We start from the raw sequence: 14,513 nt of genomic DNA on the forward strand, positions 1-14,513 counted from the left end.
TTATCCCCCCCTAAATGCCGTGTCAATCCTTAAATTATTTACATAACTGTTTTCACAGAAGCCACTCACACCCGCGGCCGTTCCCGGCGACCACCGCTTGCCGGAGCCTGGTCGAGAAACGTACTGAGCTTATTTTCAAATGCTGCCTGCTTACTGGGTAATTGCGGCCGCTGCTGGGCGAGTTGAACCAGACTGCGATAACTGATCGTGCCGCCCAATTGGGCCACCTTGCGATCCCGGTCTGTCACTACCTGGGCCACCACGGTCAGCGCGTTGTTCGTCCCGTATTGAAAGCAACGGGTAGCGGCCGAGTACCGGCGCCGACGTTCACAATTGATCAAAATATCATAACCCACGCGGTGGCGTGACTTGCGCCCCATCGGGTGGTCACTGAGGCGAATCTCTTTTAACACGTCATGGTCTAAATGCAGGTAAAGGCTGGGTGTGCGGTGATGGGTGACCGCCACATGAATCCCCGCATTGCGCAATTGCACCAGGAGTGTCTGAATCAGGCGGCGAATCTGCTCATCTTCTGGGTTCATCGACGGCCTCCTCTACACGAATCCGGTCGGTGATGGTCTCTCCCATCTCAAGGGTGCGGGCGGCGCCATTCAACTGGCCATTCAAGCTAAACAAGTCTTCAAAATGCATGCTGGTCATCCCCTACTCTCAAAAGTTAGTTCCAGCATACCGTGTTACTTGCGACTGGTCTAGACCCACGAATCCAGCTACAGATAAACTTAAACTCTAATAATTTAATTTGTACCAACAGCCATTGAAAAAATTATTTTCCCCGCATGGTTGTCCCGTTTTTACTATAGATGCCCGCTAAAAAATTAGCGACCGCCGCGGTCTAAATCTCGTTAAATTTTAATTTACGTATTTACAATTTGAAAATTGGTGCTAATATTAATGCCACAAGATAAAAAACGCAGGAAAGACCAGTACGTTTGATCACCCCGTCAGTGAGTTGGGACTTAGTGCAAACCCAATCGGGCGTGAGCTTACCGAATAACACTTTCTTAGTTGCTGCCTGAAATGACGCCGTCACGCTAGGGTAAGCCGTTAACCGGTACGTTACCATCGGTAGAGTATGTTTGTACTCTAATTGAGCTGGCCGATCATTTGGATCGACAACTTGGGTGGTACCGCGAAAAGGTTTTTCGTCCCTTGATTTCACAAGGGATGGAAAACCTTTTTGTTTTATCTTAAAAAAAATTTGGCCCACAAAAGGAGAACGTGCTTATGCATTTAATTATTCCAAAATCATACGATCCAAAATTATCCGTTCGGGAGACCCAGACCGCGATTCGCTACATCCGGGAAACCTTCCAAGAAGAATTTGGTAAGCAATTAAATCTGTCGCGGCTGTCCGCACCGATGTTTGTTGAAAAGTCGACGGGACTTAACGACAACTTGAACGGGGTCGAAAAGCCGGTCTCCTTCACCATGGCCGACATGGGCGACGAAACCATTGAAATCGTCCACTCCCTGGCTAAGTGGAAGCGCGTGGCCCTAAAGCGGTACGGCTTCAAGATGCACGAAGGCCTCTACACCAACATGAACGCCATTCGTAAGGACGAGGACCTGGACAATTTCCACTCCGCTTACGTGGATCAATGGGACTGGGAAAAAGTCATCGCCAAGGATGAACGGACCGAAGAGACCTTGAAGGCCACCGTGCGGACCATTTTCAAGGTCATCAAGCACATGGAGCATGAAGTTTGGTACAAGTTCCCTGAAGCTGTCCACCACCTGCCAGACGAGATTCACTTCATCACGACGCAAGAGTTGGAAGACATGTACCCGACGATGACGCCGCGCGAACGGGAAAACGCCATCGCCAAGAAACTGGGCTGCGTCTTCTTGATGAAGATCGGTGACGCCTTGAAGAGTGGCAAACGTCATGACGGCCGGGCCCCCGACTACGATGACTGGACGTTAAACGGTGACATCTTATTCTGGTACGAACCATTAAACCAATCCATCGAAATCTCCAGCATGGGCATCCGGGTCGACGCCGCGGCCATGAAGCGCCAACTCAAGCTGGCTCACGCCGAAGACCGGGCCAAGTTGCCTTACCACCAAATGGTCTTAAACGAAGAAGTCCCTTACACCATCGGCGGCGGTATCGGCCAATCTCGGCTGTGCATGTTGCTGTTGGGCAAGGCCCACGTCGGTGAAGTTCAAGCCGCTTTGTGGCCTCAAGAAATGATTGATCAATGTGAAGCCCATGGGATTCATTTACTGTAAAAATATCTTTTCATATTAAAAAGCACAACTAGTACCCGTTGCATGACGGCGCATTAGCTGTGCTTTTCTACTTTTTAGTTAGCTAATTCGGGCAGATCAGCAACCTGCCGCAAAATACGGATACCCTCTTGATAAGTGTCCGCCAAGATTTGGGCAACTGTTTTTTGTTCTTTGATCAGTGGGGCAACCTGTCCAGCCATAACGGCCCCTTTGTCGGTCACGTTGCCTTGCTCAGATGCTTGTCGCAACGAGCTGGTCGCTAAGGATTGGAGCTTCTCAGCCGCTACACTTGGTTTATTTTCCCGCTCAATCTGCGCCATTTGGTCTGACAAGTCATTCTGTAACTGCCAACATGGGGCCTCTGTTGAAGCCCCGGTCATGGTCACGTCGCCATCAACTGCCTTAACCACGGCGTCTTTGACGTTTTGATGGGTACTCCCCTCAGTAGCAACCATAAATGCCGTACCCATTTCAATGCCGGCATAACCAAATACTCTGGCCGCAGCATAGCCTTGACCATCGGCAATCCCACCGGAGGCCACCAATACCGCGTGTTTAACCACCGCACGTACTTGAGGTAGTAAGGCAAAGGTCCCTTCCTTAGAAATGTGACCGCCACCTTCCCAACCTTTAGCGATAATGACATCGGCACCACAATCATCTGCCACTTGGGCTTCTTGGCTCGTCATGACCTTAGTTAAGACCGTCATCCCCAACGCATGCCACCGATCGAACCATTTCTGCGTAAAGTCATGAACGAGTCCAGCAAAATTATCCGCATAGATATACCCCACTTGTTCCTTAGCAGCAATCTCCGTAATTCGTTCAAGATTGGCTTCTGCCTCGGGAAAGAGCGTCACATTAATGGCAAAAGGCTTATCGGTCAATTGCCTTGTCGCCTTAATTTCACGTTCAACGACTTCAGTTGGGGCAAACCCGACCCCCAAAACACCGAAGCCACCCGCATTGCTGACCGCACCCACTAACGGTGCCATCGAAGTCCATGCCATCGGACCACAAATAATAGGATATTTCACATTCAAAACGCTTTCAAGAGATTTCATTAGGATTCCTCCTCATTCAGGATACCCTAAGTGTACCGAGTCTTTTGATAACAAGGTAGACACTTCTGTTAATCTGTCAAAAGCTTGGCAAGTCCTTGGAAAACACAGGTATTGATCACCTGAACCAAATCTGCCTCAGACACATCTTGATGCTGGAAGAACCAGAGAATCGTCGCGATCATTGAGGCCGCAAATAACTGTGAAAAATAGTCTTGTTGTTGTGCTGGCGTTTTCGGCCAATACCGACGGACCTGTTCTGAAATCGACTGGGCAACCTGATCTTGAAACTCAGCACGCAAATGTAGCTGCGTACGCTGAATGGCGAAGAGTCGACGAATGTCATCTTGTTTCGACCGTAAAATACGCAGGCTTTCTACCGTCGTCTGCACATTCATGGTACGTGAGCTCGTAAAGACCTGACTCACACGTAAGATTACATCCTCTAACTGCTCGGCCAAGGTCTCCCGGGCAAGGTCATCTTTGTTATCAAAATAAACATAAAACACCGTTCGTGTCACTCCGGCCTGCGCCATGATAGTCCGCACCGACAGCTTCTCATACGGGGTGGCCTTTAGCATTGATAAGAATGTCTGCATAATTTTGTCGTCTTCCAAGTTCATCTTCCCTTCCTGGTCTTAAATTGACCAGCCTAAGTTGGCGCTAGCTGAAAATCTAAAGTCTAAAAGTACCACTCGCCTATCCCGTTAGGAAATAAACGAATGGTACTGTTTTGGACAAATTGTAATTCCTCAAACACAAGTGCTACCGGTTAAAGCCTAATTAGCGGCGGGTCTCCTCAGCCGAGACAGTCCCTCTTTGTTCAGCCTTCTCGAGAGCAGCCCAGAGTGCCCGAGCAACGTCATCACGATTATTAGCGCTCTGATTCATCATCGTCACCCGCCTAATTGATTTGCTTAAATATATCATATTCACCAAGCAAAGCAACAGTTTTCGTCATGCACCTGCTAGCGATTAACCGGCTAACTCAATGGCTAGCTAATCTACTTCTTCAACGTCTCATCCAGCTTCTCCACATTGGCAATCGGCCCGACCACCGTCAGCACGTCATGTAGCTGGACGATGTCCGTGGGTTGTGGGGAAATGTTGATGGCGTGACCGTGTTGAATGGCGATGACGGTCAGATCAAAGCGCCGGCGCAAGTCGAGCTTGACCAGGTCCTGGTTGACGAAGTTGGGGTCGGTGATGACCACCTCGGCCAGCGTATACTCATCACTCAGGTCGATGAAATTCAGAATGTGATTGGACAATAATTTGCGCACGATGCTGTGGCCCATGTCCCGTTCGGGGAAGATGACTTGGTCAGCCCCCACTCGTTTTAACACGCGACCGTGGTCGCTAGTTTCGGCCTTAGCAATCACCTTTTTGGCCCCCAGCTCCTTGGTCAACATGGTCGTCAAGATGCTGGCTTCCATGTTGTTCCCAATCCCTACGATCACGTAGTCAAAGGTGTCGATGTTCAAACCGCGCAGCACGTCTTCATCCCGCGTATCCGCAATCAAGGTCTGCGTGGCGACGTCCATCATCTCATTGACGGGCTCTTCCTTGACGTCGACCGCCAAGACGTCCTGATGGGCCTCCACTAATGTTTGCACGACGCTTTGGCCAAACCGGCCGAGCCCCAGCACCGCAAAACTCTTTTTCGTCATTTTCAAAAACTCCTTAACCAATTAAAATGTTTTCTTCCGGGTAACGAATCTGGTTGAACTTGGTCTGCCGCTTGGACAGCGAGTACAACGACGTGAAGATGCCGACCCGCCCGATGAACATCAGCAACATGATGACCAGCTTGCCGATGACCGTCAGATGGGGCGTCAAGCCCAGACTCAAGCCGACCGTACCAAACGCCGACAGTACCTCAAACACGATGTATTCCAAGCCAAAACCTTTCGGAATCTTCTCGGTTTGGGTCAAAATCAGCGTGGCGATGACAATCACGACGCTGGCCAGAAAGATCAGTAACAGCGCGCGACTGATATTGGTCTGGCTGAAACGCCGCCGACTGAATTCAACGTCCTTTTTGCCGCGGATCTGGGCAATACTTTGAAGCATCAAGACGCCAAATGTGGTGGTCTTGATTCCCCCGGCCGTGGATCCCGGCGTCCCGCCGACAAACATTAAGATCATAATCAAAAAAATACTCCCGGCCTGTAAGTCGTTGGTTGGCAAGGTCACCAGTCCAGCCGTTCGCGGCGTCACGCTCAGGAACAACGTGTTGATGGTCCGGTTGAACCACGACGTCCCCTTGGGTAATAACGTCAAATCTTTTTCCGTCATCAGCAGCAACAAGAAGCCAATCACGAATAACGTCCCCGTCGTGACCAGCGTCAGCTTAGAGTTCAGGCTCAGCCGTTTGCGCTCGTGGTACAACAGCAGGTCGCGCCAGACCAGAAAGCCCAGGCCCCCGCCGATGATTAGGATGATGGTCACAATCAGGAGGTAGGAATCATCCCGAAAACCCATCAGACTGTTGCCAAAGACATCAAAGCCGGCGTTACAAAAAGACATGACCGAATGGTAGACCGACGTGTATAGCCCCCATTTCCAGCCGTAGCGCGGAATAAAGTCGACCGCAATCAAACACGCCCCACCGACCTGAAAGAGCGCAGAGAGGCCGACAACGTATCTCATGACGCTCTTGGTATCGCTCAGGTTTTCCAGGTTCAAGGATTCCTTGACCATCAGTTGCGTCGACAAGTCCAGATTGCGGCGAATGATGTTAAATAACAGCACGGCAAAGGTCATGTACCCCAGTGCCCCGATTTCGGAAAGCACCAAGATGACAATCTGCCCAAACAACGACCAGTGCTCGGCCGTGTTGACCACCGTTAGCCCGGTGATACAGGTCGCCGACGTGGCGGTAAACACGGTATTGATGAAGCTGGTACCGCGCATCCCGTTCGTCGCGGCAGGCAAGCTCAGCAGGATGGTCCCCACCGTGATCAGGAGGATGAACCCCCAGACCATCTTTTTTGAGAGTGTATCAAACAATTTAAAACGCGAAATTTTTTCCATAAGTCTTCCAGTCCTATTAAGCTATTCCTTTCAGCTTAAGCCAAACGTAGCGGGAAAACAATACCCATTTCAACCGGATTTTACGCTGGGCGAACGTGCCGATGACCAATCGTTTCGGGGTTATCGCTTTCACAAAAATCTAAATAAAAAATCTCACCTCGGTGTGTGGTGAGATTTTTAGTGGCGTTTAAGCAAATTGTTTTTCAACCGATAACGCCGTGAAATATTCTTTCTTTGGCTTGAAGTGGGTGAAGACGGTTGGCTTCAAAGTTGCATCTTGTTGCGGTTCAATTAAGACGTGACGCTTCTTACCCTTGATTTTCTTGACGTAGGTCGCATAAGACGGCCCATCAGCTGGGTGCGTCTTACTGTTAAAGGCATAGACGGTCCGTTTATGTTTCCGCCCTAGCTTGTGAATGGTTAAGCTGGGGAGTGAATACAACCCATCTTTAACAAATCCTTCTCGCAAATGATGCTTTTTAATCACTAGCTGATAGAGTCCTCTCCCCTTGAAGTAATGGTACCAAGTTCCCCGCATCTTCTTCGGTACATTCTTCAACGCCTTATAAGATGACGTTGCTTGCGCCTGCGCAGTCGGTGTCTGAACCTGATTTAACATCCCCACACCAACCAAGACCGCCGCAACCAACACAATCATGCCACGACACCGTTTCACTAACTTCCCCATACTCCGCCTCTTATCCACTGGCGCCGCCACAATACTTTAACCAAAAAATTATCGGCCACACCAATACTTGATACCCCTAATCTTAGCAGATGCTTTGTGAAATCGCAATGTCGCTTCCGGCCGCAACGTGTGCCCACCGGCAACTGGTGTCGTTCAAAACAGCTAACCGCCCGTCAGTCCACCATTTTTTCACCAAACAAAAAATCCCCACCAAATAACTGGTGAGGATTTCCCAATTGATAATATCGAAATATTAACGCTTGGAGAATTGTGAAGCCTTACGTGCCTTCTTCAGACCTGGCTTCTTCCGTTCCTTCATCCGGGCGTCACGAGTCAAAAGACCCGCACGCTTCAGCGGACCACGGAAATCTGGGTCAACTTCGAGCAATGCCCGAGCGATCCCGTGACGAGTTGCGCCGGCTTGACCGGAGAAACCGCCACCGCGCACAGTAACTAATGCATCGTAGTTACCAAGCGTTTCCGTAACGTTGAATGGTTGTAAGACAACTTCCCGAATACTTGCGAATGGGATGTAGTCTTCAATTGCCTTGTTGTTCATAACGATTTTACCTGAGCCGGGTACTAAACGTACACGTGCAGAGGAGTTTTTACGACGGCCAGTGCCGCGATATTGAACTTGTGCCAATTTGGTTTTCCTCCTTAGATAAGGTTAATAATGTCTAATACTTCTGGCTTTTGTGCTTCGTGCTTGTGGTCTGCACCAGCGTACACGTGAAGCTTCAATGCCATTTGGTGACCTAAGGAGTTCTTAGGGAGCATACCTTGTACAGAAGTTTCGATCAATTTTTCTGGGTTCTGTTCCCGGAAGTTACCAGCAGTCCGTGACTTCAAGCCACCAGCGAAACCAGAATGGTGGTAGTAGACTTTGTCGGTGGCCTTACGACCAGTTAAAGCGATTTTTTCAGCGTTGATGACGATTACGTTATCACCAGTGTCCACGTTAGGGGTGAACGTTGGCTTGTTCTTACCACGTAATACAGAAGCAACGACTGAAGCAAGCCGACCTAAACTCACGTCGGTTGCGTCGACAATGTACCATTTGCGGTCAATGTCGTTAGGTTTTGCCATATAAGTTGTACGCACGTTAAATTCCTCCATAAATCTGTGTTTGTCTGACACCAAGTAAACTTTCCGGGGCTTATCGTGGGGCAAACAATACCAACAACCATAATACAAAGTTTTTCCCATAAAGTCAATGATTGTTTGCCCCTTAACCAAAAATTACCGTTGATGTTGCGGCAATTTGGTGGGATGTTCGGGGTCCTCCCCCTGGTAATACACGTGCTTTAAATACAGGCCAGCCGCCGGAACCGTCCGCCGCGCTTGTTTGCGATCCTTGACTTGATAAAGTCGTAAAATATCGTGAACTGGTCGGGTCCCAGAGCCGATTTCGACCAGCACCCCGACCATGATGCGCACCTGGTTGTACATGAAGCCGTTGCCGTAAAATTCAAAAACCAATTCATTGTTGGCGTGGTCGATATGACAAGTGGCCTCGTAAATGGTCCGCACGAAGGTCCGCGTCTGTGCGCCCGACGCTACGAAACTGGTATAGTCGTGTTCGCCGACCAGGTCCTGTAAGGCCACGTTGATCTTATCCAGTTCAACCGGGAATTTCCATTGGCCGGTATAGTGGCGTTTAAAGGGATTCCGGAACTCGCCCATGTCCATGCGGTACAGGTAGCGTTTGCCAGACACGTCATATCGGGCATGGAAGTCTGCGGAGACCAGATCGACCTTTAAGACCTCCATATCCATGGGTAACATGCTGTTTAAGCCCTTGCGCATGTTGTCCGCGGGAATCACGAAGGGAAAGTCGAAATGGGCCACCTGGGCCAGCGCATGGACACCTGCGTCAGTCCGCCCCGATCCGTAGATGACGATGGCGGGATCCGGGTTCTTGGCCATCTTATTGACGACCTTGGTCAGGACGCTTTCCACGGTCCGTTTATTGGGCTGGCGCTGGAAACCGGCAAAGTCGGTCCCGTCATACATAAAAGTTACTTTGTAGCGTTGCATTCAGTTCCTCCTACCAACGACGACAAGCGAGAATCGCCGCAAATCCAATCAAAAATAAAATCCAGGTCACCGTATCTCGCTTCTGCCAGGTCAAAATTCGATACTGGCTGCGGTGTTCGCTGTCTTGATAGCCGCGCGCTTCCATCGCCGTCGAGAGATCCTCGGCACGGTTGAAGGCGCTCATGAACAGCGGCACCATCAAGGGAATCAGGGCCTTGGCTTGCTTGAACAAACCACCCTCCCCAAAGTCAACCCCACGCGCACGCTGGGCGTTCATGATCTTAGTCGCTTCGTCCATTAACGTCGGCACGAAACGCAACGCGATCGACAGCATCATTGCCAGCGTATCCACAGGCACGTGGAGCCACCGCAACGGCTTCATCAGCGAGGCCAAGCCGGTCGCAATGTCCAGCGGCTGCGTCGACAGCGTCAGTAACGTGGACATCATGATGATCAACAGAAACCGAATGAAAATATACCCGGCATTGATCAGCCCAAACTGACTGATATTGATAAAGGCCCAGTGAAAGTACGTGTGGCCGCCCACGGGGCTGAATAAGAGTTGCAAGACCACGGTGAAGACAATTAGCCAAAGTAGTGGCCGAATACCCCGTAAGAAGAAGCCCAGGCTGATTTTTGACGCCAGGATCGACCCGACCGTCAGCGCAATCAAAATCGCATAGGTCACCGGATTGTTGGCCATGAAAACTAAAATGATATAACAAAAGCTCAGCATCAATTTCGCCCGGGGATCCAAACGGTGCACGACCGAGTTCAGGGGCAAATACCGCCCAAAGATAAATTTAGACATGGTCGGCCCCCTTTGCTGGCCAACGCGCCGCAATTTGGTCGGCTAGCTGGTCAGCCGTCAACGGTAAGGTGTCCCAGTTCAGGCCACGTTGGCGTAACTGTTGGGCAAATTGCGCGGCCCGCGGCACATCTAGTTGGTTGGCTCGTAGCCAATCGGGGTCGGCAAAGACGTCATGGGGCGTGCCAAATTTGACCAGCTTACCGGCCCGCATCACTGCGACCTGTTCGGCGTACTGGGCGACGTCTTCCATCTGGTGGGTCACCAACACGATGGTCAGTCCCTGTTCTTGATGGAGCCGTTCAAAGAGTGCCATCATCGCCTGACGACCTTGGGGATCTAAGCCCGCTGTCGGCTCGTCTAAGACCAAGACTTGCGGCTTCATAGCCAAGACTCCGGCGATGGCCACCCGCCGCATTTGCCCACCGGAGAGCTCAAATGGTGAGCGCTCAGCGTAACTGGTGTCGAGGCCCACCGTCGTAAGCATTTCATCCGCCAGGGCGTTGGCGTCGGCCTCACTCATGCCGAAATTCTTCGGTCCAAAGGCAATGTCTTGGCGAATCGTTTCCTCAAAGAGCTGGCTCTCTGGAAACTGGAACACCATGCCCACGTGTTGGCGTAAGGGTTTCAAGGCCGCGTTGGTCGTGGCCGGCGTGACGGTAAAGTCATCGACGTGAATCGTCCCCGCGCTGGGCTTGTACAACGCATTCAGTTGCTGGATCAGCGTGGATTTACCGCTACCGGTATGGCCGATGATGGCCAAATAACCGTGATCCGGCACCTGAAAGGAAACATCCTCGACCGCGGTGTGGGCCATCGGCGTCCCGGCTTGATAAGTATAGGTTACGTGTTCGAAAGCGATTGCCACAGCCATTCCTCCATTTCCGCCGTCGTTTGATAAGTCGTGGGTGGGGTGATGCCCCGCTGCTTGAGTGCCGTCTGTAATTTAACGGGAAATGGCACGTCGAGGCCCATATCAATCAGGGCCTCGCCACGCGCAAAGATGGTCGCCGGCTGTGCCTCTTCCACTAGTCGGCCGTCATCGATCACCAAGATTCGGTCGGCACCGGCGGCTTCGTCGATGTCGTGGGTAATGGAGATCACGGTCAAGTGTTGCTGTTCACGTAACCGCCGGACCAGCGCTAGCATATCGTGGCGGCCTTGGGGGTCCAACATGCTCGTGGCCTCATCCAAGATCAAAATGTCCGGGGCAATGGCCACGATACCGGCCAACGCCACCCGCTGTTTTTGCCCGCCTGATAGTGAACTGGGTTCGCGCTGGGCGAATTCAGCCATGCCCACTTCTTTCAGTGCGGCCTGAACCCGCGGTACCATGTCTGTCCGCGCAATCTGGCGGTTCTCCAGGCCAAAGGCGACGTCGTCTTCAACCGTGGCACCCACGAATTGGTTATCCGGGTTCTGAAAGATCATGCCGATTTTTTCGCGCACGTCCCAAACGGTGTCGGGAGTCAGCGTAATCCCAGCCACCGTGATCGTCCCCTGAGTAAACGGCAACAGACCGTCTAGAGACTTCGCTAAGGTCGACTTGCCACTGCCGTTGTGGCCAACAATGGCCAACCATTCCCCCGCGTGGACATCAAAACTCACGTCCGTTAGCGCCGGACGCTGGTCGTCCCCGTATGCATATGAAAGATGTTTGACTTCAATGATATTTGCCATCCGCGTTTTTGATTCTCCTAGTAAAATGTCACCGCTAATTATAGCAAAGTTTTGTGAATTTCCGAAGTGTTCCGCCAGATTCTTTCAGCCGCGCCGCAAAATCCTGACGACTCGTCCGTGACGCCTAGTCAAAGCGAAAAAAGTGTACAAAAAAAATCACTAACAAACCAGCGGCGCTGAGGCGTTAGCCCCCATTCAAGCTAGACTCGGAAAGAATTTCCTCCATCATCGTAGCGCTCTATACCACATGGTTCTAGTGATTAATTTGTAACTATTGTTCCCCGTTTAAGGACGCGGACACTCCCGAATCGCTTAACTAAAAATTAGTCAACGAATTCCAAGATGGCCATAGCGGCACCATCACCGCGACGAGGCATCGTCTTCAAGATACGCGTGTAACCACCGTTACGATCAGCGTACTTCGGTGCTAATTCGCTAAATACCTTTTGCAATGCGCTAGTCACGACAACATCATCGCCGTCTTCTTTAACATCTGCAACCACGTTACGGATGAAAGCAGCAGCTTGACGCCGGGCGTGTAAGTCGCCTTGCTTACCCAAGGTAATCATTTGGTCAGCCGTCTTGCGAACTTCCTTAGCGCGTGCTTCAGTCGTTTCGATGCGGCCGTTCAAGATTAAACTAGTGGTCAAATCGCGTAACAAGGCACGACGTTGAGAACTAGTCCGTTGTAATTTACGGTAACTCATAACCAGAAACCCTCCTTTGAGTGTCTAAAATTAGTCTTCCTTCCGAAGTGACAAACCTAAGTCAGCTAACTTAGCCTTAACTTCTTCAAGGGACTTGCGACCCAAGTTACGAACCTTCATCATGTCTGCTTCGGTCTTGTTGTTCAATTCCTGAACCGTGTTGATTCCAGCACGCTTCAAGCAGTTGTAAGAACGAACGGACAAGTCGAGCTCTTCGATGGTCATCTCAAGCATCTTTTCCTTGTGCGTTTCTTCTTTTTCAACCATGATTTCCGCATTCTTAGCTTCGTCGGTCAGGTCGACAAACATAGCCAGATGTTCGGTCAAGATCTTTGCAGCCAATGCAATGGCTTCGCTTGGATTAATTGAACCGTTTGTCCAAACATCCAGGGTCAATTTATCGTAGTCAGCCCGTTGGCCAACCCGTGCATTCTCTACTTGGTAGTTAACCCGTTCGATTGGGGTGTAAATGGAATCTACGGCTAAAACACCAATTGGCATTTCTGTATTACGAGCTTTGTTCTCGTCAGCAGAAACGTAGCCTCGGCCCTTGTCCGCAGTCATTCGCATGTGGAACGTTGCCCCATCAGCAACTGTAGCAATGTACAGATCTGGGTTCAAAACGTCAACGTCAGCACCTGCCACAATATCACCAGCGGTGATCTGAGCGGGTCCCTTAACGTTGATCTCCATCGTTTCTTCCTGATCGTCAGCACCGTTCAACTTCAGCGCAATCTTCTTAACATTTAAGATGATTTGCGTGACGTCTTCTACGACACCTTCGACAGTCGAAAACTCATGCAGAACCCCGTCGATTTGAATGCTGGTAACAGCTGCACCAGGTAATGATGAAAGCAAGATCCGCCGTAAGGAGTTGCCTAAGGTTGTCCCGTATCCACGTTCCAACGGTTCAACAACAAACTTACCGTAGTTGCTACTCTCATCAATTTTATGAATGTTAGGCTTTTCAAATTCAATCATTCTTATCGTTTACCCCTTTCAAACCGCGTTGAGCTCCTATAAGTCAATCCCATCATGAAGGTTGCCCTCATTAATGAAACGCTCACGTTAGACCCGACGGCGCTTTGGAGGACGAGTACCATTATGAGGAACTGGGGTAACATCGCGGATAGCCGTGACTTCGATCCCAGCAGCTTGGATTGCCCGAATAGCAGCTTCACGTCCTGAACCAGGACCCTTAACAGCAACTTCAACGGACTTAACACCGTGTTCTTGTGATGCCTTGGCAGCGGCTTCAGCGGCCATTTGTGCAGCAAATGGCGTTGACTTCCGACTACCCTTGAAACCTAAAGCACCGGCAGATGACCAAGCAATAGCGTTCCCTTGAACGTCAGTGATCATGACCAAAGTGTTGTTAAACGTAGCATGGATGTGTGCAACACCGGATTCAATATTCTTTTTGACCCGACGCTTGCGACTAGTTTTTCTAGTAGCCATAAAGTGATAAACCTCCCTTACTTCTTCTTCCCGGCGATCGAAACGGCTTTACCCTTCCGAGTGCGGGCATTGTTTTTGGTGTGTTGGCCGCGAACAGGCAGTCCACGACGGTGACGCATACCGCGGTATGAGCCGATTTCTTGCAAGTTCTTGATGTTCAGGCTAACTTCACGACGTAAGTCACCTTCGACCTTGTACTTGTCAACTTCGACACGAACCTTGTCTTCTTGTTCAGGGGTTAAATCACGAACCCGAACGTCTTCTGGGACACCAGCATCCGCAACAATCTTGTGCGCGGTGTTGATCCCAATTCCAAAAATGTAAGTCAAACCGTAAGCGATTCGCTTATCACGTGGTAAATCCACTCCAGCAATACGTGGCATTTAAGTGCACCTCCTATAAATTGAATTACTTACCCTGGCGTTGTTTGTGCTTAGGGTTGGCTGAGCAAATAACCATTACTCGACCCTTACGCTTGATAACCTTGCAGTGTTCGCACATTGGCTTAACTGATGGTCTTACTTTCATGAATATCCCTCCTACATCTGTCCAGGCGGTTACTTAAACCGATAAGTAATCCGGCCTTTAGACAAGTCATACGGTGACATTTCAACAGTTACTCGGTCACCAGGCAGAATCCGGATGTAGTGCATCCGAATCTTACCGGAAACGTGAGCGAGAATCTCATGACCGTTTTCTAATTCGACCCGAAACATTGCGTTAGGTAATGTTTCGGTAACTTTACCTTCGACTTCGATGACATCGCTTTTCGCCACGAAAGT

20 protein-coding genes are annotated in these 14,513 nt (G+C 50.4%); 1 reads left to right on the plus strand and 19 read right to left on the minus strand.

Annotated features, from left to right (window positions below):
• Positions 1–65: 65 nt before the first annotated feature.
• Together EKM83_RS01315 and EKM83_RS13505 are read right to left on the minus strand one after the other, a co-directional pair.
• Positions 66–542: a hypothetical protein gene (locus EKM83_RS01315; RefSeq protein ID WP_125574856.1), complete on the minus strand. Its 477-nt coding sequence runs from the start codon at positions 540–542 to the stop codon at positions 66–68.
• A complete protein-coding gene (locus EKM83_RS13505; RefSeq protein WP_263853767.1) occupies positions 526–651 on the minus strand; it encodes a hypothetical protein in 126 nt (41 codons plus the stop codon). The genes EKM83_RS01315 and EKM83_RS13505 overlap by 17 nt, the downstream gene beginning before the upstream one ends.
• 594 nt (positions 652–1,245) lie before the next feature.
• Here EKM83_RS13505 and asnA point away from each other — a divergent pair.
• Positions 1,246–2,253 (plus strand): aspartate--ammonia ligase, encoded by a 1,008-nt coding sequence (gene asnA / locus EKM83_RS01325; RefSeq protein ID WP_125574858.1) that lies wholly within the window; start codon positions 1,246–1,248, stop codon positions 2,251–2,253.
• A gap of 74 nt (positions 2,254–2,327) precedes the next feature.
• On the opposite strand, the gene EKM83_RS01330 is transcribed toward asnA, so the two are convergent.
• The 17 genes from EKM83_RS01330 to infA all read right to left on the minus strand — a co-directional run bounded on the left by EKM83_RS01330 (position 2,328) and on the right by infA (position 14,507).
• Positions 2,328–3,317 carry an NAD(P)H-dependent flavin oxidoreductase gene (locus tag EKM83_RS01330; RefSeq protein WP_125574859.1) on the minus strand — a complete coding sequence of 330 codons (990 nt, stop codon included), beginning with the start codon at positions 3,315–3,317 and terminating at the stop codon, positions 2,328–2,330.
• A 68-nt stretch (positions 3,318–3,385) separates the two neighbouring features.
• Positions 3,386–3,913: a TetR/AcrR family transcriptional regulator gene (locus tag EKM83_RS01335; RefSeq protein ID WP_164505559.1), complete on the minus strand. Its 528-nt coding sequence runs from the start codon at positions 3,911–3,913 to the stop codon at positions 3,386–3,388.
• Between the two features lie 405 nt (positions 3,914–4,318).
• Positions 4,319–4,984: a potassium channel family protein gene (locus EKM83_RS01340; RefSeq protein ID WP_125574861.1), complete on the minus strand. Its 666-nt coding sequence runs from the start codon at positions 4,982–4,984 to the stop codon at positions 4,319–4,321.
• A 13-nt stretch (positions 4,985–4,997) separates the two neighbouring features.
• The gene (locus EKM83_RS01345; protein WP_125574862.1) at positions 4,998–6,350 is read right to left on the minus strand and encodes a TrkH family potassium uptake protein; all 1,353 of its coding nucleotides are present in this window, start codon (positions 6,348–6,350) and stop codon (positions 4,998–5,000) included.
• A gap of 187 nt (positions 6,351–6,537) precedes the next feature.
• Complete coding sequence (locus EKM83_RS01350) at positions 6,538–7,038, minus strand: hypothetical protein (protein WP_125574863.1); 501 nt, start codon at positions 7,036–7,038, stop codon at positions 6,538–6,540.
• 253 nt (positions 7,039–7,291) lie between these two features.
• Positions 7,292–7,684 (minus strand): 30S ribosomal protein S9, encoded by a 393-nt coding sequence (gene rpsI, locus EKM83_RS01355; RefSeq protein ID WP_011668466.1) that lies wholly within the window; start codon positions 7,682–7,684, stop codon positions 7,292–7,294.
• A 14-nt stretch (positions 7,685–7,698) separates the two neighbouring features.
• Entirely contained in the window at positions 7,699–8,142 is a 444-nt protein-coding gene (gene rplM, locus EKM83_RS01360; RefSeq protein WP_125574864.1) for a 50S ribosomal protein L13, read from the minus strand.
• Positions 8,143–8,280: 138 nt separating this feature from the next.
• Positions 8,281–9,078, minus strand: a complete 798-nt coding sequence (gene truA, locus EKM83_RS01365) for a tRNA pseudouridine(38-40) synthase TruA (protein ID WP_125574865.1) — start codon at positions 9,076–9,078, stop codon at positions 8,281–8,283.
• 10 nt (positions 9,079–9,088) lie between these two features.
• Positions 9,089–9,889, minus strand: coding sequence for an energy-coupling factor transporter transmembrane component T family protein (locus EKM83_RS01370; RefSeq protein WP_125574866.1), 801 nt, complete (start codon positions 9,887–9,889; stop codon positions 9,089–9,091).
• Positions 9,882–10,754, minus strand: coding sequence for an energy-coupling factor ABC transporter ATP-binding protein (locus tag EKM83_RS01375; protein WP_125574867.1), 873 nt, complete (start codon positions 10,752–10,754; stop codon positions 9,882–9,884). Before EKM83_RS01375 ends, EKM83_RS01370 begins: the two co-directional genes overlap by 8 nt.
• A complete protein-coding gene (locus EKM83_RS01380) occupies positions 10,730–11,566 on the minus strand; it encodes an energy-coupling factor ABC transporter ATP-binding protein (protein ID WP_125574868.1) in 837 nt (278 codons plus the stop codon). Before EKM83_RS01380 ends, EKM83_RS01375 begins: the two co-directional genes overlap by 25 nt.
• 323 nt (positions 11,567–11,889) lie before the next feature.
• Positions 11,890–12,273 (minus strand): 50S ribosomal protein L17, encoded by a 384-nt coding sequence (gene rplQ / locus EKM83_RS01385; protein ID WP_020090123.1) that lies wholly within the window; start codon positions 12,271–12,273, stop codon positions 11,890–11,892.
• A 30-nt stretch (positions 12,274–12,303) separates the two neighbouring features.
• On the minus strand, positions 12,304–13,254 hold the full coding sequence (locus tag EKM83_RS01390; protein WP_125574869.1) for a DNA-directed RNA polymerase subunit alpha: 951 nt from the start codon (positions 13,252–13,254) through the stop codon (positions 12,304–12,306).
• 87 nt (positions 13,255–13,341) lie between these two features.
• On the minus strand, positions 13,342–13,731 hold the full coding sequence (gene rpsK, locus EKM83_RS01395) for a 30S ribosomal protein S11 (protein WP_125574870.1): 390 nt from the start codon (positions 13,729–13,731) through the stop codon (positions 13,342–13,344).
• 17 nt (positions 13,732–13,748) lie between these two features.
• On the minus strand, positions 13,749–14,114 hold the full coding sequence (rpsM, locus tag EKM83_RS01400) for a 30S ribosomal protein S13 (protein ID WP_125574871.1): 366 nt from the start codon (positions 14,112–14,114) through the stop codon (positions 13,749–13,751).
• A gap of 25 nt (positions 14,115–14,139) precedes the next feature.
• Entirely contained in the window at positions 14,140–14,259 is a 120-nt protein-coding gene (gene rpmJ / locus EKM83_RS01405) for a 50S ribosomal protein L36 (protein WP_011668476.1), read from the minus strand.
• Positions 14,260–14,288: 29 nt separating this feature from the next.
• A complete protein-coding gene (gene infA / locus EKM83_RS01410; protein WP_011668477.1) occupies positions 14,289–14,507 on the minus strand; it encodes a translation initiation factor IF-1 in 219 nt (72 codons plus the stop codon).
• Positions 14,508–14,513: the final 6 nt, after the last annotated feature.

Source organism: Levilactobacillus angrenensis (assembly GCF_003946085.1).
GTDB classification, from domain to species: domain Bacteria; phylum Bacillota; class Bacilli; order Lactobacillales; family Lactobacillaceae; genus Levilactobacillus; species Levilactobacillus angrenensis.